An 18,061-nucleotide genomic window follows, 5' to 3' on the forward strand; every position below is an offset into this window, starting at 1 on the left:
GCTCTCGCTACGGCCAGCATTGTCGGACAGCCTCCTAGGGCTTTACAGGTTCTGGCGCAGCAGCAGCTTTTCAGGCGGAGGCGAGTGTCTCGGCCAGCAGCTCAAGCCGATCCTGGCCCCAGAACTGCTCACCGTTCAAGACATAGGAGGGCGCGCCCAGGATACCCAGTGCAACGGCCTGCTCAGTGTTCTGATCGTAGATGGCAGAGGTTGTGTCTGAGCCTGCAGCGGCGAGAATGGCATCGGCATCAAAACCGCTGGACTCAAGTGCTTCGCGAATTACGCTGCTGTCAGAAATTCTCTTGTCCTCCACCCAGCAGGCGGCCATGACGCGGCCGGCGAATTCGGCCGGGTTCTGTTTGGCAGCCAGCAGCGCAATCACGCAGCTGTCGGCAAGGGCCGGATCTGAGGGGAAAAATTTGGGCTGCAGGTTCAGTGCCAGTCCGCGCTTCTTCGCCCAGCGCTTGAGTTCCACCAGACGATAGTCCTGACGAGCCTGTGGCCGTTCACCCAGGGGCTTGGCGCCGGAGTTTGCAAATACCGGCCCCAGGCGCGTCGGCATAAAATTGATCTGCGCGCCGGCGGCCGCAGCGGTTTTGATTAGCAGGTCATGGCCCAGAAAGGTAAAGGGCGATATGCAGGTGAAATAGTAATCAATTTTGGCAGTCATGGGAGCCTCGGTATTTACACTGATGGAGTCTATGATGCTCATACTAGAAGACCTAATGGCAAGTTTATTCCGGTAATCATGATTAAAAGTCCGAAATGAGAGATTACGTTCAAAGACCCGACCGCCTGTCGGCACTGCTGAGTCGATTTGAACTGCAGGCTTCGGCGCTGACCGATGCCACAGACCCCAGGGCCAATCTGTTGTTGCTCGCAGGGGCCGAGGGTCAGCTGATTAACGAAGTGCAGTTCTGGCCTGTGGCTGCGCCATTTGAGCGAGAGGTTGCACAGGAGCAACGGGTGTTGCTCGCGGCGTCCGTGTCGCTGGGCGGCGGGGTTAACCCCATGGCGCGGGCACTGCCTGCACAGCTGTATATGGCAGTGGAGCCCGGTGGCCTGGTGCATGACCTGGCGCAGCTGATTGGCCGTGAAGCCGCCGCTGCGCGTTGCGGCGGCTATTCCACCTTGCAGCGGCTGCTGGAAGTTTTGGTGATCATGCTGTTGCGCCATGCACTTGAACAGGGGGCCAGTCAGCCCGGCCTGATAGCAGGCCTTGCCGATGCCCGCATCAGCCGGGCTCTGGTGGCCATTCACGAAGCGCCGCAACAGCGCTGGCGCAGCGAAGATCTGGCGGCACTGGCCGGCCTGTCCCGCAGCCAGTTTATGGCCTGCTTTGCATCCCTGGTGGGCCAGACGCCTTTCAGCTACCTGCGCCAGTGGCGCCTGACCCTGGCGCGGCAGGACCTCGCAGCCGGCGCGCGCGTCAAGACTGTTGCTGCCCGTTATGGCTATGGCAGCCAGGAGGCGCTTAGCCATGCCTTCCGACAGCACTTCGGCCAGAGCCCGACGCAATTTCGGCAGAACGAGTAGCGAAGCCGTGAGACCTAAACTGGTATGTGATGGCGGCGGCCGTAATCGAATAAGTGCGGTCATTTTACAGTACTGCGGTAAATATCCATTACAGATCCAACGCGCTATTTCAGAAGTGACCGCTGGGGGATTTATAGCTGCCATATATGAAGAGTCACAATATTTTTTCTTGTCAGGTTGTAACCCGTCACGCAGAAACAGGAACCTATTGAATTGACAGAGGTTGTTGGTCAGCGGGGTCGCAGGATGCCTGTGTGCTATCTAAAAGGAGAGGGGGAGGCGCTGTCGGTAGTGGTACTTAGAAACTATCATGAGGACAACAATAGGGGGATTACTTCATGGAAAGAATAAAAGGCTTAAAATTTGCGTTAATCGGACTCATTTTCATGATTCCTTCACTGGCCAACAGTGGTGGTTTTAATGGTATCTACACATTTGGGGATAGCCTGTCAGATCAGGGCAATCTTTTCGACGCAACAGACTCTGTAACCGGAGTCGGAATTCCGCGAGCTGACTACTATGATTCCGGACGCTTTACCAACGGGGATAACTGGGTAGATGTGCTGAGCAGTCAGCTGGGCGTGAATTCGGAGTCTAGTTTTCATGGTGGCAACAACTTTGCTTACGGTGGGACCCGGACTGACTATAACACCGTTGAAGATAACGGCTGCAAACCGGTACTGGTGGGTTTTCTGCCGAACCAGGGCAACGTTTTTCCCTGTCCAAACGGGCAGCCGTTGTTCCCATGGACATTCAATGCCCAGCGAGAGGCATTTAACTCCCTTGGTGTGAGTGATTCCCAGGCACTGTACGTGGCATTTTCAGGCTCCAACGACCTTATCGATATAACACTCCTGGCGGCATTCGAATTGCTGCTCCCCGCAGACATACCTGTGTGGCTCAATGATGTCATTGTTGATATCAACGGCGCGATTGAAACCATGGTCGATGCCGGTGCGCAGGAAATTCTGGTACCTAACATGCCAAATCTCGGGGTGGTTCCGGGTTTCGCAAGTAATCCTGCGCTTGCCGGGGTCGCTTCGTCGTTGAGCATGCAATACAACGCGGCCCTGGTTGAGATGCTGGCTACCTGGGAGAACGATGTAAATATCATCTGGTTCGATACCTTTTCTTTGACAACGGCTGTCATCAGTGAACCTATTTCTTTCGGCTTCACTAATGTCACTACCCCCTGTTATTCGGGTTTTGTCGCGCCCACCCCCGGTGAAGTGATCACCGTTTGCGAGAATCCGGACGATTATGTTTTCTGGGACAGTGAGCATCCCAGCGCTGCCTTTCACGCTTTGCTAGCGCAAAGTTTTTTAGAGTCGTTCGTGCCCGATATGCTGGATTATCTAAGGCTGCAGGTCAGTAAGCTCGATGTCCGGACCCGGAATCTTCTCAACAAAAAACTAAATAGTGTCAGTGATAAAATTGCCGAAGGAAAAAACGCAAGCGCTGTCTCTAAGTTGAGCGACTTTATTGAAGATGTTCAAAAAAAACAGGGGGATAAAATCCCTGATTACGATGCCGCATCCATGATCCTGCGTGCGGATAAGATAATATCGCTTCTGGAAACTGAGTTATAGCGCCGTTGGGAGTGCCGCAGCCGAGTCGGTTTTAAATTTATTTTGATCTGGGCGTTATCTGTGAGCGATGTGGTCTATTGCTTTAGGGTAGCGCTTTTTCTTTGACAGCATTTTCTAAAACGCCAATAAACATAGTGTAATCCCCAGATAATCAAGATCTCTTTCGTTAATAAAATCGATTCAGACTCTGCATAAATAAGCCTGCTTGTTCAGAGTGTAGTTGGCTGCAAGCCGCTTTATTTAAGCCTTCTCGCTCCCGCTTTCTGATTCTAATCAGCATGCCGTCCATTTATTCAGTTACCTCCAACACTGGTCCTGCTTGAGCGCGGATCTTGGCGATACGGTACTATTAACCCGGTGGACAAATAGGTTCCCTCCCTATTTGTCCGTCACGCCAGAAAAACTAGCGCAAGTGCATGGACTTGCTGGTTTTTCTGGCGTTCGCATTGGCCTGCGGCCAATGATGAAGCATCCCTGCTTCATGTATTAACCCGCCGGGTTAATATCAACCTGGCGGGTTAATATATAAGCCGTAAAATATTCATTACCTCAAATACAGCTACTGCACGTGCTTGCGCTGGGCGCTGGCTTCGGAACCCAGCCGATACAGCCTCAAAGCCCCGTGGCTCAGGTATAAGCCTGGCTGGTGCTTATGTCTTATAACTGTGCGTATGGCTTGATAGATAGTTGACTGCGCAAGTAAATTGGTTGATAGTTGCTAGCTCAAGCATTCAGCAAGCAGGTGTGTCATGTCGAACAAAGCAGAAGGCGATCTTGTGATAGGGCTCGCCAATCTCCAGAACAAAATCCAGAAGCGCCTGGGCGCTGCTCTCTCGGCACATGGAATTAGTGTGACTGAGTACATGGTGTTGCTGCAGTTGCATGGGGCAGCCAATAATCGAATGCGTCGAATCGACTTGGCCGAAAATGTAGGACTGAGTGCATCCGGCGTTACACGGCTGCTTAATCCAATGGTAAAGATTGGATTGGTACACAAAGAGGAGAATGCGCGCGATGCCCGGGTAAGCCTGGTGGCACTTTCCGATGCAGGGGCGCAGCTTTTTCAGGATGCCGAGGTTTCATTCAACCATGCAGCACAAACCATGCTGGAGCCTCTTGACAGGCAACAGCAGGGGGCTCTGGCTGGCATTATCAAAGCGCTGCTCTGATGCTAAGCGTATCAGTGGAAAGTTTTTATTTTTACCCATTTATTAAAATACAGGTATGAATTTCAGGGCGAAACCTTACTACGGCATGGCTTTATTACGAGTCTCAACACCGTAGTAAGGTTGCCTTCGAATTACTTCTGGAGCTTGAGGAAATAATCGAAGATTTCCGGAACATTACCGTTACCCATACCTTCATCGAATGCGGCCTGAAGGTTAGACGAAGTGCCCTCGGCAATAGGTGCACTTGTGCCCAGATCCTTAACCATCTCGAGGAAATAGCCCAGGTCTTTGTTGGCATTGGCGATTGAGAAGCCCAGATCGCTTACGCCGTCTACAGCGTAGTTTTTACAGAATTGCATGAAGGGTGAATTAGACGGCCCCGTCGACATGATATCGAATAACTGCTGGCGGTCTACGCCTGCACGATCAGCCACGGCAAACGCCTGCGACATGGCGCAAACGGTGGTCATACCCATGAAGTTGTTGATCAGCTTGGTCGTGTGACCGGCGCCGAGTGTACCCAGATAGAATACATTCTCGCCTTGCTGCTCAAGCACAGGCTTTACCTTGTTGAAGGTCTCCTGGTCGCCAGAGGCCATGATGTTTAGTAGGCCGTCTTTGGCATGGGCTGGCGTACGGCCCAGGGGAGCGTCGATCATGCCCGCGCCTTTCTTGGCAAGGTCTGCGCCTATCTTGCGGGTAGAGGCTGGGATCGAGGTGCCGAAATCGATCAGTGTAGCGCCTGCTTTGATGCCGGCCAGGATGCCGTTTTCACCATAAACCAGCTTTTCAACAACGGCAGACGTGGTGAGGCATAGCATAACTATGTCGCTGGCCGCGGCCAGTTCGGCTGCTGAAGAGGCCTCGGTAGCGCCGCGAGCAACAACGGCCGCAACGGCTTCCTTGTCGAGGTCCATTACAACGGGCTTGTAGCCTTTCTTTTGCAGGTTCTCAACCATGTTGCCGCCCATAAGGCCAAGGCCGATGAAACCGATGACAGGCTTTTCCATATCCAACTCCTTAATGTCTTATTGTATGATTATTGGATTGTATTATTATTTGCTTGTCCAGGGCAAGTGCGAGAACTCTTTAGGAGCAGTTGTTTCTGAATTATGCCCGTACAGGCAGTAGAAAGGTGCGTATTCAGTGCTGGATATCTGGCCTGTTCGTCGTCGCAATGGGCGCAATTGGGCCTCTCTTTTTGGGTTCAGCCTGGAGTCCTGTCGATGGCCTTGCCGCTTTAGCCCATCATTTCAATGCAATTGATGATCCCTGCCAAGGCAGTAAAGTCGAGAACCTACTGTTCTATGAGCTCATTTTGACCCTGTCCGCGGTGATCACGGGTTGTGAAGGCGGGGAGGGCATCGAGGATTTGGTCAGTGTTGGTTGGACGGGCTATGTCGGTATCGCCTCGCTTGACACCATGTTTCAGTCAGGCCAGCGGTTATGTTCATCATCAATGATAAAGATATGCTTGTGGCGCCGTTCGGTGCCCGTATCTTGAAGGTGGGGGTGATTTTTCGACAAGTTCTCATGGCTGTGTTCAATAACATCCAGGTCATGACTTGGATGCCAGATCCTCATGCTTGTCAGCAACGCCAGTGCGGCCAATATCGCGAGCACGGCAAAGGCCGCTGTCAGACCAAAACGGGCGCCGACCCAACCGGCCAATGGGTAGGTAATCAACCAACAGGCATGCGTAAGGGCAAACTGGGCGGCAAAGACAGCCGGGCGATCTTTTGCATGGGAAGATCGGCGCAATAGCCGACCACTCGGGGTTTGTGCCAGTGCATAGCCAACGCCCAGAAGGGCCCACAGTGGCAGCAAGAAACCATAGCTGGGCAGGCCTATGCCGACCATCAGGCCGGCTCCCAAGAGTCCTGCACCGCATAACATGGCATTACGATCACTGATGACTTTGAGCAGGCCAGGTAACGCCAGCGCAGCAAGCATAGATCCGCCGCCGAAGGCCGCGAGTGCCCACGCGGTCGCGCTCTGTGACAGGCCGAAACGGGACTGCACGAGGACCACTGTATTGACAATGACCATGGCGCTGGCGGCGGCAACGGCCATGTTCAGGGCCAGCAAGCCTCGCAGGCGCGGCGTGGCAAGGAAGATGCGAAAGCCGCGGGTTGTTCGATCATAAATGCTGCGTCTGTATGTTTGCTGTGCTTTTGGCAGTAACACCGAGACGACCAGAGCCGCGGAGGCGAGAAAGCCAACGGCAGTGCCTGCGAATAGACTGTGGAAGCTGGTGGCCGTCAGTAACGCCGCCGCGAGCATGGGGCTGGCGACACTTTCCAGATCATATGCCAGGCGCGATAGCGACAGAGCCAGGGTGTAATCTTCTTCCTCCGGGAGAACGTCTGGAATGATAGCCTGGAAGGTCGGGGTGAATGCTGCCGAGGCTGCTTGAAGAACAAAAATCAGTACGTAAACATGCCAGACCTCGGATACGAACGGCAACGCGAGTGCCACTAACGCCCGCACCAGATCCAGCGAAACAAGCATTGTGCGCCGGGCAAAGCGTTGTGCGAAAGCTGCCGCCACTGGGGCGACACCAATGTAGGCGATCATCTTAATCGCCAGCGCAGTACCGAGAACGGCCCCAGCTTGGGCGCCAGCCAGTTCATAGGCAAGCAGACCAAGCGCGACAGTGGCTAATCCGGTTCCAACAAGCGCAATAACCTGGGCGAGAAATAGATGTCGATAGATTCGGTTGGCAAGAATTTTCAGCATCTTAAGCCTCGGATAGCCAAACCTATGGCATATCAGTATTTGAAGTAATTAGCCTTTCTTTAAACTTGATGGAAGATTAAACCCCTCTCACCGGGCGGCGAGAGGGGCTGTATTAATTTAGATCACGCGTTTGACGCTCAGGTATTCGCCTTTGGTTTTCAGCGTAATGGTCACAACGCTGTTGCTGCGATTACGCCAGAACCAACCGTGGGTGCCGTCAAAAATGGCGGTGAACTCACCTTTATCGCCTTTAACCTGCTTTCCTTTGCTGTAGCTATGGTAGTAATCGCTAGGCCCGTCATAGGGCTCGCCGTGGGTGTCGTGGTTGACCGGAATACCATTGGTTGCCCACTCGTAGCTGACGGTGGCCTTGTCCAGCATTTCCAGCTTGATTTCACTGGCTTCGCCCGGTTTTAGCGTGACAGTCACTTCATCGGATTTTAGAGTGGTCTCCGGTTTCGCTACAGTCTTGATGACCGGTGCCGCCGCAACCAGTTCTTGAGATGCCTGTTCTGGTTCTGGGGTTGCTGTTGCTGTTAGCGAAGGCGATTGCACCCTGGCAGCAGCCGCTGCTTCTTGTGCCAGAGTTTCCTTAATTTCGCCCATTTGTGTCAGACCGAGTAACCGCCCCACGCCCGTGGGATCGATGGCGTATTCAGATGGCATAACAACGGTGGTCAGCAATGCAGCGGCTACGCCCAGTGCGAGCATGGTGGAGCGCAGCAGTTGGCGGCTGGAGGGCAATTCATTGAGGGTCGGACGTTTGCTGTTGAACATGATGGGAATTCCTTATTAAGACACGATCAGGCCGGTGAGCTGGTAACCCATTAACAGGAAACCGGCGCTCATCATGGCGACGTTGGCGGTGTAGGCATGGCGCCAGAAACTGGCGCAGCGCCGCCAATAGCCCATAACAATGAGAATGGCGCTCAGGGCCAGGAGCTGGCCGATTTCGACGCCGACATTGAAGGCAATCAGGTTGGGTATCAGGCCATCTTCCGAGATCTCGTATTCCAGAATCTTGGTGGCCAGACCAAAGCCGTGGAGCAAGCCGAAAAGCAGGGTAGCTACCTTGGTGTTGGGCTGATAGCCAAACCAGCGCTGAAATGCCCCAAGGTTGTCGAGTGCCTTGTACACCACGGAGAAGCCGATGATGGCGTCAACAATGTACGAGCTGATACTGATTTCCGTCAGTACGCCCAGTAGCAAAGTGACTGAATGCCCAACGGCGAACAGCGTGACATACACCCCCACGTCTTTCAGGCGATAGAGAAAGAAGATGACCCCGAAGAGGAAAAGCAGGTGATCGTAACCGGTGATCATGTGCTTGGCACCCAGGTAGGTAAAGGGCAGCAGCATCACCCCGGAACTTTCCAGGATAAAGCCTTTGTCGCCTTCTGCCACAGCATGAGCCAGCGCATCCGGCATGCCAAGTAAGAGCAACATTGTGAAGAGTAACAAGAGTAACTGTTGGCGATTTGGGCGCACGACACGTGCACCTATACCGCTCATGGATAGCGAATACATAGTTAAGTCCTGGTTTGCAGTGGTCTTGGGCCTTAAGGCGGCCAATGTCAGAGCACGAATTTGGAGCGGGGAGGACGCTCGATCAAGAAAACTGGACTGGCAGGAATGGAATAGCGCGGGGCTTCTATGCGCAGGGCTCGCTTTGGCTGTGAGACGATGCGAGGAAGCGTTGCGAGATAGGGAATCTCATGTACATGGTCGGCAGTGAGTGACGAGTGGTAGTGATCAGCGCATGTAATACAGGGGGATGCCGTGTTGTCGTGCATATGGCCCACGTTACTTCCAATCATGGCCGGCTGACTCAGTCCAACCAGGCGCCCAGACGTATGCACAGCCCAAGCCATCACTATGGCTAGTGCAAGAACAATGATCACCTTGGCGTTGATGGGCTTGCTGTACATGTAGCTCTTCTTGGTGCTGCCTGGACGGTTCGCCCACTTTAGAGTGGAGGGGGACATGATTGACTATATCCCCCCCAGGGGGATAGCATTCAGAGTAAATCATCAAGGCGCGAGACTCAACACATGAGTGAGCAGGAACATGGACATCAGCACCAAAGTCATAGCGATATCATCAAAAGGTTGAAGCGTGCGCAGGGGCATCTGCGCAGCACCGTCGATATGATCGAGGAAGGGCGTGCCTGCGTCGCTATCGCTCAGCAACTGCATGCGGTGGAAAAAGCGATCTGCCAGGCCAAACGCATTCTCATTCAGGATCATATCGACCACTGCCTGGAACACACAGTCGAGGCGCTACACAAGGGTGAGCGCGCACCATTGGAAGACTTCAAGCAAATCACCAAATACCTTTAGTTCAATCTACTATGGGCTTTTTCAGGTGTGCGGTGGACGTTGCACGATAGTCTGCACTTCTTTGGTGCCTTATTGCTCGAAGCCTTGGAGCGATTGCAGCTTGGTCATGCTAACAAAGCTGCTTGTACAATGGAGGTCTGTTGCTATACCCCTTGGCTGGTGACGCTCGTCACAACATGAATAAGCTGAAAAAGGAATTCGACATGAGAAAGCTTTCTGCGACGCTCATCGCCGCTGTTATTACCCTGGCTTCACTTACTGCGTTTGCTCATAGTGGTGGCACCGACTCCAAAGGCTGTCATCGCAACCATACAACAGGCGGCTACCATTGCCATTGAGTAACGCTCAAATTTGGCCGCCTTACATCTGGTGGCCAACTCTATGATTGGCTTCGGCGGCTCATGTGCCAAGTTTAAAACCCTCCGTACTATTCAGTTTTACTGATCCTTTGCCTCAGAATGTTCCGGTTTTTTGCGCTCGCGGCTGTGTCTATAGTGGTTTCAGCAAAGGGGGCAGCAGCTTGCAGCTCTGAAATTTGGAACCCGAGGAGGTCGAGATGAGCCTGATCAACCGCATTATCAATCCTGGTACCCACTGGTCCGGTCTGGCGCTGCGCCTGCCACTGGGGACGCTCTTTGTGGCCCATGGCGCCCAGAAGCTGTTCGGCTGGTTTGGCGGCTATGGCCTTGAAGGCACCGGGCAGTGGATGGCATCCATCGGGCTGGAGCCCGGTGTGCTGATGGCAGCCCTGGCTGGAGGCGCTGAGTTCCTTGGGGGCGTGGCACTGATTCTTGGCCTGCTCACCCGCCCGGCGGCGCTGGTGCTGGCGGTGACCATGCTGGTGGCGATTTTCTCGGTGCATATAGGCAACGGACTCTTTATGAGCAACAACGGCTACGAGTTTGGCCTGGCGTTGCTGGCGGGCACGGTGTCGCTGCTGCTCTCCGGCGGCGGTCGTCTGAGCCTGGATGGAGCCTTCGCGAAGTCTGATCGTGAGGAGGCAGCATGATCACTGTACGTTCAAGCGAGGCCCGTGGCCGGGGTAATCATGGTTGGCTCAATAGCCGTCACAGCTTTTCCTTTGCCGACTATTACGACCCCAAGCATATGGGCTTTTCGGCCCTGCGTGTTATCAACGAGGATCAGGTTGCGCCGGGGGCTGGGTTTGGTACCCACGGGCACAAGGACATGGAAATCATCAGCTATGTGCTGGAAGGAGTGATCGCTCACAAGGACAGCGAAGGCAATGTGCAGCAGCTGCCCGCTGGCGAGTTTCAGCTGATGTCGGCTGGCAGCGGTATTCGGCACAGCGAGTACAATGCCTCTGAATCCAGCGGGCTGCGCTTTCTGCAGATCTGGATTCAGCCGGATCAGTTCGGTGGCAAGCCTGGCTATCAGCAGAAGAACTTTGGCCGGCGCAATGGCCTGACGCTGGTGATCAGCCCGGATGGCGAAGCGGGCAGCCTGACGCTGCGCCAGGATGCCAGCCTCTATCAGCTGTTGCTGGATTCCGAGCAGGGCCTGACCCATGTACTTCAGTCTGGCCGGCGACAGTATATACACCTCATAAAGGGGGCGTTGACGATCGGCAATACACCGCTAAAAGCGGGCGATGGCGTCAGTATCGAAGGCCTGGCGCAGTTGGCATTGCAGGCCGGCACAGCACCGGTGGAGGCGTTGCTGTTCGATCTGCCCTGATCCGCGCAGCTTATCTTTTACGGCACAACAGACACCGGCCAGGTTTATAAGACCTGGCCGGTTTTTATGTTGCTGCTATACCGGGAGGGGGTGGAGAACTTGGATATAGAGCCTGGATATAAAGAACCAGGCTAGTTTTGCGCAGCGCCCGCAGGCCTGTACGCCTGAGTGCCCCACAGCGGCACGGTGGACAGGCTGTGCTTGAAGCTGCCGGAGGTTTCCTTGGTGGAGTAGGACAGGTACATCAGGGTTTGGGAGTCGGCATCGAAGATGCGGCGAATCTTCATGGTCTTGAAGAAAATGCTTTTTGATTTTTTGAACACAATGTCGCCATCGGGGGATTTGTCGATGGCGGCGATCATGGCGGCGGTGATTTCGCCGGTTTGCCTGCAGGAAATCGATGAATCACTTGGATCGGAAAAATCCAGGTTGGCCTCAATGCTGGCCACATGACAGGTGACGCCTGGAATCAGCGGGTCGGTCAGGACATTGAGTTTAATGTCCTTGGTGGTCAGCAGGCCCAGGGATACATCCCCAACTTCATTATCAGAGCAGCCTGTCATAAGTACAGAAAGGGCGGCAAAGCCCAGTATCCAAAATCGTTTTCTCATCTACAGAATTCCTTGTCGGGCGCATTGCCCGCTTTTTTAGCGTCGTAAAAGTATCGCTCGCAAAAATATCAATCGCACCAAAATCGGTCGCCAAAAAGCAGTATTGCAGATGTGCCCTGGTGAATACATGGCGGGACAGGTTCGCGTGGGCGCAGCGAATCCTTTAAGTTAGCTACAGCAGGCCAAAGCCGGTCGGCGCAGTTGCTGATACGGCGGGTTTTATGAGGGCAATCCAATGAAGGCGAGCAGAATGAACAGGTGCACATCGGTTAAGGCCTTGCTGGCCGGCTTGTTTGGCTTTGCAGGCCTGAGCATAGCGCAGGCCGGTGAGGTTGAGATCCTCGGGGCACAGTTTCAGAGCAGCGGTGCCGACCGCTGGTTGGTCAGCGTAACGCTGCAACACGGGGATAGCGGTTGGGATCATTACGCCGACAACTGGCGTGTGGTGGATGAGGCGGGCGCAGTGCTGGGTGACAGGGTGCTGTTCCATCCCCATGTGGATGAGCAGCCCTTCACCCGTTCGCTGAGCGGCGTTATGGTGCCCGAAGGCACGAATCACCTGTTTATCGAGGCCCACGACAAGGTACACGGCTGGTCGACGAAGCGTCTGGCAATCGACCTGGCAGAGGCCCGCGGTGGGCGCTTGCAGGTAACGGCTGAGTAGCAATCCAAAGGCCATATTGGCGCTACGCTCGATTGGCTCAAACTTATTAAAGCGCCCGCGTCAAAAAGGTCGTCAGCTGGGTTCTGTGAATGCCCTGACCCTCGAAACTGAACTGCACCAGGGTGCGTGAGCGTTCAATATCCCGGCCGCAGACCCGGTATGGCAGCCAGGTTGAGTTGCTCTCAATCAGATCGATGCTGGCCGGCCCGAACAGCTCGAAATCTCCCGGGCCCTGCAGCGACAGCGCAATCAGCGACTGATCTTTCGCAAAGCCTTCCAGCTTGATGCGATAGCTGTTGCAGATGGTGTGCTCATCCTGCTGGGTGAACAGGGTGTCACGGTCGCGGCGGATTTCGACCAGCAAGTCAGTGGTGGTAGTAAAACCCCAGGCGACGGCGCCAATTGAGCCTAGCAGCACCACCCCGTAGCAGGCCAGCAGCGGGCGTTTGAGCGGCGACGGCTGGCCGGCCAGCTGGGCTTCGGAGGCAAAGCGGACCAGGCCCCGTGGGCGCTTGATCTTGTCCATCACCTCATCACAGGCATCGATACAGGCGGCGCAGTCGATACAGGCGGCCTGCAGGCCGTCGCGGATATCGATGCCGGTGGGGCACACCTGCACGCAGAGGCCGCAATCGACACAGTCACCACTGTCGGCGCCGGTATTGCGGAGGTTGGCGCGGGGCTCTCCACGGCCCGCATCATAGCTGACGCTGCGGGTATGGCGGTCGAACATCACGCCCTGAAAGCGGGAGTAGGGGCAGGCGTGCAGGCAGATTTTCTCGCGCACCAGGCCCGCATTGGCGTAGGTCAGTGCGGCCATGATCAGCAGCCAGCCCCAGAGTGCCGGCGACATTTCCCAGCCCATGGCGGCGGCCAGTATCTCGCGGATTGGCACGAAATAGCCGGTGAAGGTGGTCGCGGTGGCGCAGGCCAGCAGGATCCAGAGCAGATGCTTGGTGATGCGGCGCAGCAGGCGGGTGGCGCCCAGGGGCTGGTCCTCTTGGCGTGCGCGTTTGCTGGCACGGCCTTCGGTGAACTGCTCGATGCGGATAAAGAGCCAGGTCCAGATACTTTGCGGGCAGGCAAAGCCACACCAGACACGGCCCCAGGCGACTGCGAGAAAAAACAGCAGGCTGGCGCCTGCGATCATCAGGCCGGCGAGCAACGGCAAATCATGCCAGGACAGGGCTTTGCCAAACAGGATAATGCGGTGCTGTTCGAACGAGAACAGCAGCCAGGGCTGACCGTTGACCTGTACCCAGGCCAGACCGAAGAAGAGTGCGATCAATGGCCAGGTACTGAGTCGGCGCCAGTTCTGGAAGCGCCCTTCGGTGAGGCGCACGTGGAACTTTCCATCCCGGGCAAAGGGTGGTGTGTAGTCTTGTACAACGGGGATCTGTTCCATGGCTGGCGTCCGCAGAGGTTAAATCGGCTGCAGATTAACCTTGTGTTGCGAATAGGATCAGGTATAAAAAAATTAAAGATAATAGGTACAGATTTCTGGCGGTCCGCATTAGTCTTAAAGTTTGCTGCCGTCAGGGTGCAGCGACAACGACACAGAGGAAGCTGGAGTGACCCAGACGGAGTATCGCTATCAGCAGCTGGAAAACTGGCTGCTACAGGGCATTACCGAGCAACGCTGGCGCCTGGGTGAGCGTTTGCCATCGATTCGTGCGCTGTGCGAGCAGCAGGGGTTGTCGAAGGCGACCGTACAGCATGCCCTGCAGCGGCTCGAAGCCCAGGGGGTGATCGAGGCGCGCCCCAAAGCCGGCTACTTCGTGGCCTTACTGCCCAGTGCCGCCAGGGCACCGCGCAGCCTGGCCCGGATAGAGGCGCCGCGCCCGGTGACGGTGAGCGAGCTGTTCCTCGATATCATGCGTCGCAGTGCAGCCTTCGATCTGTTGCCGGATCTGCATGCCGGCGATTCGCCCCCGGGCATAGTGGCGCTGAACCGCGCCATCGGGCGGGCCTTGCGGCGCCAGAAAGGTGACGATCATCAGTACTATGACGCGCCGGCCGGGGATATGGCGCTGCGCGAACAGCTGGCGCTGCATGCCGCCAGACGCGGCTGGCAGGTGCTGCCTGAGCAGCTGTGTGTCACCTCGGGGTGCCAGCACGCGCTCTTTCTGGCGCTGATGGCCTGTTGCCGCAAGGGTGACGTGGTGGCGGTGGAGTCGCCCGGGTTTTATGGCGTGCTGCAGCTGCTCGAACAGCTGGAATTGCAGGTGGTTGAAGTGCCGACCTCCAGCGAGACCGGGCTCGATATTGAGGCCCTGGAAGCGGTGCTCAAACGCTGGGATATCAAGGCCTGCGTGGTATCGCCGGCCTTTGCCACGCCGGGCGGTGCATTGATGCCGCTGTCGGCACGCCAGCGTTTGCTGGTGCTGGCCGAAGAGTTCGATCTGGCGATTATCGAAGATGATATTTACGCCGATACGGCCTTTTCCCAGGTGCCTGATCCGTTAAAGGCGCTGGACACCCGCGAGCGTGTCATTCTGTGCAGCTCCTTTTCCAAATCCCTGTCCCGTGACCTGCGCCTGGGCTGGGTGGCCGGTGGCCGCTGGCATGATCGCATCCTGCACCTGAAGCTGGTGACTCAGCTGGCGAGCAGCCGTTACCTGCAGCAGGGGCTGGCGGATTTCATGCGCGATGGCAGCCTGGCTGCGCACCTGCGGCGTCAGCGCAGTGAGCTGCGCATACGACGCGACCGGTTGCTTGCGTTCCTGCATGCCTGGCCCGGCGAAATCCGGGTCAGCACGCCCCAGGGTGGCTTGGCGGTGTGGCTTGAACTGCCGGAGTCCGTCAATACCCTCAGCACCTATCCGCTGGCGCTGGCCCAGGGCGTGGTGATTACGCCTGGGCCACTGTTCTCGGTTTCGGGACAGTTTCGCAATTGCCTGCGGATCAGTTTTGCGCACCCCTGGGATACGCGTCGCAGTGAAGCCCTGGGGCGGCTGCCCGAATTGCTGCTAGCTAGCCGCGCAGCGACCTGACCTGCTCCAAAGCAGCGCTGCGTCCACCGTGGTTAAAGGCATCCAGCAGGCCTGAACCCACCACGGCGATATCGGCCATACCATGCAGGGCCTTTACCTGGACACCGGTGCGGATGCCAAAGCCAACCCCCAGCGGCAGCGGTGTAGTGGCGCGGATGGCGGCCAGGTAGTCCTCCAGTGGCACTTGCTGGCTGTTGCCGCTGTTATGGCTGTCGGCGCCGGTCACGCCGCGCCGGCTGACGCAGTAGAGCATGCCGCTGGCGGCATCGCAGATCTGCTGCATGCGGGCCGGTGGCGTTTCCGGTGTCAGCATCCAGATGGGCTCTATCCGGGCCTCAACGCAGCTGTGGCGAAAGTCCGCTGCCAGCTCCAGCGGCAGGTCGGGGATGATAAGGCCGGCGATACCGGCCGCGGCCGCATCGGCTGGCAGGCGCTCCAGCCCGTAGCGATAGAGCGGATTGAGGTAGCTCATCAGCAGGATGCGGCTGGCGGGGAAATCCTCGGCCAGCAGCGCTATATCTTCCAGGCAGCGCGCCAGGGTGGGCCGCTGCTGCAGTGCCTGGTGGCAGGCATGCAGGATGGAGGGGCCATCGGCGGAGGGATCCGAGAACGGGAACTGCACCTCCAGCAACTCAACGCCCTCATTCAGCAGGTCGCGCATCAGTGCGAGACTCTCGTCGATTGTGGGGTAGCCATAGACCACATGGGTCATCAGCAGGATGGGCTTTTCTTTGCGCTGCTGCTCGATAAATGTCTGAAGCTTGCTCATGCCTGTAACTCCCGCGCCAGGTAGCGCTGCAGGAAGGGGCCGAATTCGGCATCTTTCACCGCGCTGGCGACGTTGAAAATATCCTTGTCGCCGCGCCCGGAAATGTTGATCACCACCTTCTTGTCCGGCGACATGGCGGGGATATCCCGCAGCGCACCGGCCACGGCGTGGGAGGACTCCAGCGCCGGGATAATACCCTCGAGGCGCAGCAGAGCCTGGAAGGCGTGCATGACTTCGTCATCGTTCGCCGCCGTCATGCGTACCCGGCCGGTATCATTCAGGTGCGCCAGAATCGGCGATACGCCAACATAGTCGAGCCCTGCGGCAATTGAGTGGGTTTCCATCAGCTGGCCCTGGTCATCCTGCAGGAACATGGTGGCAAATCCCTGGGCGATGCCGGGGCTGCCGAGATCGTCGGACAGGCGAATGGAGTGATCCCCTGGTGCCGGTCCACGGCCGCCGGCCTCAACCCCCACCAGTTCAACGCTCTGGTCGTCGATAAAGGGCAGCATGATGCCGGCGGCGTTGCTGCCGCCCCCCACACAGGCGTAAATGGAGTCGGGCAGAGTACCAAACTGTTGCAGGCTCTGGGCACGCACTTCGCGGCCGATCACCGACTGAAATTCGGCCACCATCTCCGGATAGGGCGCGCAGCCACAGGCCGTGCCCAGCAGGTAATGACTGCCGGACGGATCCGCGGACCAGTCACGCAGCGCTTCATCGAGCGCATCGCGCAGCGTCTGTCCACCACTGGTCACCGGCACTACTGTGGCGCCGAGCTGCTTCATCCAGAACACATTGGGGTACTGACGTTCGATATCCCTGGCGCCCATGTAGATGGTGCATTCCAGCCCCAGACGGGCGGCGATAAGCGCCGAGGCCACGCCATGCTGGCCGGCGCCGGTTTCAGCGATAATGCGCTTCTTGCCCATGCGTTTGACCAGCAGGCCCTGGCCAATAACGTTGTTCATCTTGTGAGCGCCGCTGTGGTTCAGGTCCTCGCGCTTGAGAAAGACCTGGGCGCCACCGAGCTCACGGGTGAGGTTGGGACAGGGGGTCAGCGGCGTGGGCCGACCGGAGTATTGCTGCAGTTCGCGGTCGACCTCGGCCAGAAAATCGCTATCGACACGGGCCTGGTTCCAGGCGTCCAGCAGAGCCTGCTGGCTGGCGTGGAGTATTTCCGGAATGTAGCTGCCACCGAAGCGGCCGAAGAAACCCTTGTCACTTTGCATGACGCACCTTAATTTATTAACTATACCGTTTAGTTAAAATAATAGTAAAATTCCCTGCAGTCAACGACATTTTAAGGACCTATACATGGCCCGGGGCCGACCTTCCAAAAAACAGCTGATTCTGGACACGGCGCAGCGCCTGTTCAGCGAGCGGGGCTATCAGGGCACGACCATTGATCTGGTGGTGCAAAGTGCCGGGGTGTCAAAGCCGACGGTGTACAGTCATTTTCCCAGCAAACAGGCGCTGTGGCAGGCCATGCTGGAGCAGGCCATTGCGGCCTCCGAGGAACAGCGGGCGACACTCGATATCGAGGCTGTTGGCTGGTTTGAGCTGATTCCGGGCGGCTTCGCCCAGCTCGCATCACAACCGCAGATGCTGGCCATTTATCGCATTATGCTGGGGGAACAGCACAAGATGGAGCCGGAGTCGCGGGCGCTCTTCAGTGCCTTTGAGGAGGATTTAGAGCACTGGTGTGACCGGGTGCTAAAGGCTCAGATGGTCAGCTTGACAGCAGAGCAGCGCTTTATGCTGCGGGCCCTGTGCCGTGAGGGGGTGTTGCAACCAGCGCTACGACAGCAGACTGTTCCGGCTACAGGTGACCTCTCCAGCCTGATTCGGCGCGCGCTGGGGGCGCAGGGTTAGTCGCGGGCATAACGCCGATCCTGGCCTGGTGGGGATTGTGACGCTGTGTGCGTTGACGCTTAACGGCAGGGGCGTATAC

At 56.7% G+C, this 18,061-nt stretch carries 19 protein-coding genes; 10 read left to right on the top strand and 9 right to left on the bottom strand.

Going from position 1 to position 18,061, the window contains the following annotated elements:
- Nucleotides 1-70: 70 nt before the first annotated feature.
- Nucleotides 71-712: a 2-hydroxychromene-2-carboxylate isomerase gene (locus tag MPRO_RS15090; protein ID WP_245635111.1), complete on the bottom strand. Its 642-nt coding sequence runs from the start codon at nucleotides 710-712 to the stop codon at nucleotides 71-73.
- Between the two features lie 53 nt (nucleotides 713-765).
- Between MPRO_RS15090 and MPRO_RS15095 the strand changes: the two genes are divergently transcribed.
- The 3 genes from MPRO_RS15095 (at nucleotide 766) to MPRO_RS15105 (ending at nucleotide 4,294) form a co-directional block, all read left to right on the top strand.
- On the top strand, nucleotides 766-1,536 hold the full coding sequence (locus MPRO_RS15095) for an AraC family transcriptional regulator (protein ID WP_067294356.1): 771 nt from the start codon (nucleotides 766-768) through the stop codon (nucleotides 1,534-1,536).
- Between the two features lie 338 nt (nucleotides 1,537-1,874).
- The gene (locus tag MPRO_RS15100; RefSeq protein WP_158651836.1) at nucleotides 1,875-3,125 is read left to right on the top strand and encodes an SGNH/GDSL hydrolase family protein; all 1,251 of its coding nucleotides are present in this window, start codon (nucleotides 1,875-1,877) and stop codon (nucleotides 3,123-3,125) included.
- Nucleotides 3,126-3,874: 749 nt separating this feature from the next.
- The gene (locus MPRO_RS15105; RefSeq protein WP_067294365.1) at nucleotides 3,875-4,294 is read left to right on the top strand and encodes a MarR family winged helix-turn-helix transcriptional regulator; all 420 of its coding nucleotides are present in this window, start codon (nucleotides 3,875-3,877) and stop codon (nucleotides 4,292-4,294) included.
- Nucleotides 4,295-4,425: 131 nt separating this feature from the next.
- On the opposite strand, the gene MPRO_RS15110 is transcribed toward MPRO_RS15105, so the two are convergent.
- The 4 genes from MPRO_RS15110 to MPRO_RS15125 all read right to left on the bottom strand — a co-directional run bounded on the left by MPRO_RS15110 (nucleotide 4,426) and on the right by MPRO_RS15125 (nucleotide 8,479).
- A complete protein-coding gene (locus MPRO_RS15110; protein ID WP_067294369.1) occupies nucleotides 4,426-5,304 on the bottom strand; it encodes an NAD(P)-dependent oxidoreductase in 879 nt (292 codons plus the stop codon).
- Between the two features lie 418 nt (nucleotides 5,305-5,722).
- A complete protein-coding gene (locus MPRO_RS15115; RefSeq protein WP_067294373.1) occupies nucleotides 5,723-7,033 on the bottom strand; it encodes an MFS transporter in 1,311 nt (436 codons plus the stop codon).
- A 117-nt stretch (nucleotides 7,034-7,150) separates the two neighbouring features.
- Nucleotides 7,151-7,810, bottom strand: coding sequence for a transmembrane anchor protein (locus tag MPRO_RS15120; protein ID WP_067294376.1), 660 nt, complete (start codon nucleotides 7,808-7,810; stop codon nucleotides 7,151-7,153).
- A 15-nt stretch (nucleotides 7,811-7,825) separates the two neighbouring features.
- The gene (locus MPRO_RS15125; protein WP_281177192.1) at nucleotides 7,826-8,479 is read right to left on the bottom strand and encodes a HupE/UreJ family protein; all 654 of its coding nucleotides are present in this window, start codon (nucleotides 8,477-8,479) and stop codon (nucleotides 7,826-7,828) included.
- A gap of 605 nt (nucleotides 8,480-9,084) precedes the next feature.
- On the opposite strand from MPRO_RS15125, the gene MPRO_RS15135 reads away from it, so the two are divergent.
- From MPRO_RS15135 to MPRO_RS15145, 4 genes are all read left to right on the top strand, one after another.
- Nucleotides 9,085-9,372 carry a metal-sensing transcriptional repressor gene (locus MPRO_RS15135; RefSeq protein WP_067294385.1) on the top strand — a complete coding sequence of 96 codons (288 nt, stop codon included), beginning with the start codon at nucleotides 9,085-9,087 and terminating at the stop codon, nucleotides 9,370-9,372.
- A 176-nt stretch (nucleotides 9,373-9,548) separates the two neighbouring features.
- Nucleotides 9,549-9,710, top strand: a complete 162-nt coding sequence (locus tag MPRO_RS25135; RefSeq protein ID WP_245635112.1) for a YHYH domain-containing protein — start codon at nucleotides 9,549-9,551, stop codon at nucleotides 9,708-9,710.
- A 218-nt stretch (nucleotides 9,711-9,928) separates the two neighbouring features.
- Nucleotides 9,929-10,381 (top strand): DoxX family protein, encoded by a 453-nt coding sequence (locus MPRO_RS15140; protein ID WP_067294389.1) that lies wholly within the window; start codon nucleotides 9,929-9,931, stop codon nucleotides 10,379-10,381.
- Nucleotides 10,378-11,070 carry a pirin family protein gene (locus MPRO_RS15145; RefSeq protein WP_067294392.1) on the top strand — a complete coding sequence of 231 codons (693 nt, stop codon included), beginning with the start codon at nucleotides 10,378-10,380 and terminating at the stop codon, nucleotides 11,068-11,070. Before MPRO_RS15140 ends, MPRO_RS15145 begins: the two co-directional genes overlap by 4 nt.
- A gap of 131 nt (nucleotides 11,071-11,201) precedes the next feature.
- Here MPRO_RS15145 and MPRO_RS15150 read toward each other — a convergent pair whose 3' ends face one another.
- The gene (locus tag MPRO_RS15150) at nucleotides 11,202-11,681 is read right to left on the bottom strand and encodes a CreA family protein (RefSeq protein ID WP_067294395.1); all 480 of its coding nucleotides are present in this window, start codon (nucleotides 11,679-11,681) and stop codon (nucleotides 11,202-11,204) included.
- Between the two features lie 250 nt (nucleotides 11,682-11,931).
- Here MPRO_RS15150 and MPRO_RS15155 point away from each other — a divergent pair, with 250 nt between their 5' ends.
- A complete protein-coding gene (locus MPRO_RS15155; RefSeq protein WP_067294399.1) occupies nucleotides 11,932-12,345 on the top strand; it encodes a hypothetical protein in 414 nt (137 codons plus the stop codon).
- Between the two features lie 46 nt (nucleotides 12,346-12,391).
- Here the strand turns inward: MPRO_RS15155 and ccoG are convergent, their stop codons facing one another.
- Complete coding sequence (gene ccoG, locus MPRO_RS15160; protein WP_067294402.1) at nucleotides 12,392-13,750, bottom strand: cytochrome c oxidase accessory protein CcoG; 1,359 nt, start codon at nucleotides 13,748-13,750, stop codon at nucleotides 12,392-12,394.
- A 166-nt stretch (nucleotides 13,751-13,916) separates the two neighbouring features.
- Here ccoG and MPRO_RS15165 point away from each other — a divergent pair, with 166 nt between their 5' ends.
- The gene (locus MPRO_RS15165) at nucleotides 13,917-15,338 is read left to right on the top strand and encodes an aminotransferase-like domain-containing protein (RefSeq protein ID WP_067294406.1); all 1,422 of its coding nucleotides are present in this window, start codon (nucleotides 13,917-13,919) and stop codon (nucleotides 15,336-15,338) included.
- Here the strand turns inward: MPRO_RS15165 and trpA are convergent.
- Together trpA and trpB are read right to left on the bottom strand one after the other, a co-directional pair.
- Nucleotides 15,319-16,107, bottom strand: a complete 789-nt coding sequence (trpA, locus tag MPRO_RS15170) for a tryptophan synthase subunit alpha (RefSeq protein WP_067294410.1) — start codon at nucleotides 16,105-16,107, stop codon at nucleotides 15,319-15,321. The two genes, MPRO_RS15165 and trpA, sit on opposite strands and share 20 nt — an antisense overlap.
- On the bottom strand, nucleotides 16,104-17,339 hold the full coding sequence (gene trpB / locus MPRO_RS15175) for a tryptophan synthase subunit beta (RefSeq protein WP_067294414.1): 1,236 nt from the start codon (nucleotides 17,337-17,339) through the stop codon (nucleotides 16,104-16,106). The genes trpA and trpB overlap by 4 nt, the downstream gene beginning before the upstream one ends.
- 85 nt (nucleotides 17,340-17,424) lie before the next feature.
- Here trpB and MPRO_RS15180 point away from each other — a divergent pair, with 85 nt between their 5' ends.
- Complete coding sequence (locus tag MPRO_RS15180) at nucleotides 17,425-17,982, top strand: TetR/AcrR family transcriptional regulator (RefSeq protein ID WP_067294417.1); 558 nt, start codon at nucleotides 17,425-17,427, stop codon at nucleotides 17,980-17,982.
- Nucleotides 17,983-18,061 lie beyond the last annotated feature (79 nt).

This window comes from Marinobacterium profundum, from assembly GCF_001528745.1.
Taxonomy (GTDB): Bacteria; Pseudomonadota; Gammaproteobacteria; order Pseudomonadales; family Balneatricaceae; genus Marinobacterium_A; species Marinobacterium_A profundum.

Coding starts and splice junctions, on each gene's coding strand:
- ccoG (WP_067294402.1), bottom strand. CDS start 13,750: ATGGAACAGATCCCCGTTGTACAAGACTACACACCACCCTTTGCCCGG.
- MPRO_RS15120 (WP_067294376.1), bottom strand. CDS start 7,810: ATGTTCAACAGCAAACGTCCGACCCTCAATGAATTGCCCTCCAGCCGC.
- MPRO_RS15150 (WP_067294395.1), bottom strand. CDS start 11,681: ATGAGAAAACGATTTTGGATACTGGGCTTTGCCGCCCTTTCTGTACTT.
- MPRO_RS15140 (WP_067294389.1), top strand. CDS start 9,929: ATGAGCCTGATCAACCGCATTATCAATCCTGGTACCCACTGGTCCGGT.
- trpA (WP_067294410.1), bottom strand. CDS start 16,107: ATGAGCAAGCTTCAGACATTTATCGAGCAGCAGCGCAAAGAAAAGCCC.
- MPRO_RS15145 (WP_067294392.1), top strand. CDS start 10,378: ATGATCACTGTACGTTCAAGCGAGGCCCGTGGCCGGGGTAATCATGGT.
- MPRO_RS15180 (WP_067294417.1), top strand. CDS start 17,425: ATGGCCCGGGGCCGACCTTCCAAAAAACAGCTGATTCTGGACACGGCG.
- MPRO_RS15155 (WP_067294399.1), top strand. CDS start 11,932: ATGAACAGGTGCACATCGGTTAAGGCCTTGCTGGCCGGCTTGTTTGGC.
- MPRO_RS15090 (WP_245635111.1), bottom strand. CDS start 712: ATGAGCATCATAGACTCCATCAGTGTAAATACCGAGGCTCCCATGACT.
- MPRO_RS15110 (WP_067294369.1), bottom strand. CDS start 5,304: ATGGAAAAGCCTGTCATCGGTTTCATCGGCCTTGGCCTTATGGGCGGC.
- MPRO_RS15135 (WP_067294385.1), top strand. CDS start 9,085: ATGAGTGAGCAGGAACATGGACATCAGCACCAAAGTCATAGCGATATC.
- MPRO_RS15105 (WP_067294365.1), top strand. CDS start 3,875: ATGTCGAACAAAGCAGAAGGCGATCTTGTGATAGGGCTCGCCAATCTC.
- MPRO_RS15125 (WP_281177192.1), bottom strand. CDS start 8,479: ATGTTGCTCTTACTTGGCATGCCGGATGCGCTGGCTCATGCTGTGGCA.
- MPRO_RS15095 (WP_067294356.1), top strand. CDS start 766: ATGAGAGATTACGTTCAAAGACCCGACCGCCTGTCGGCACTGCTGAGT.
- trpB (WP_067294414.1), bottom strand. CDS start 17,339: ATGCAAAGTGACAAGGGTTTCTTCGGCCGCTTCGGTGGCAGCTACATT.
- MPRO_RS25135 (WP_245635112.1), top strand. CDS start 9,549: ATGAATAAGCTGAAAAAGGAATTCGACATGAGAAAGCTTTCTGCGACG.
- MPRO_RS15115 (WP_067294373.1), bottom strand. CDS start 7,033: ATGCTGAAAATTCTTGCCAACCGAATCTATCGACATCTATTTCTCGCC.
- MPRO_RS15100 (WP_158651836.1), top strand. CDS start 1,875: ATGGAAAGAATAAAAGGCTTAAAATTTGCGTTAATCGGACTCATTTTC.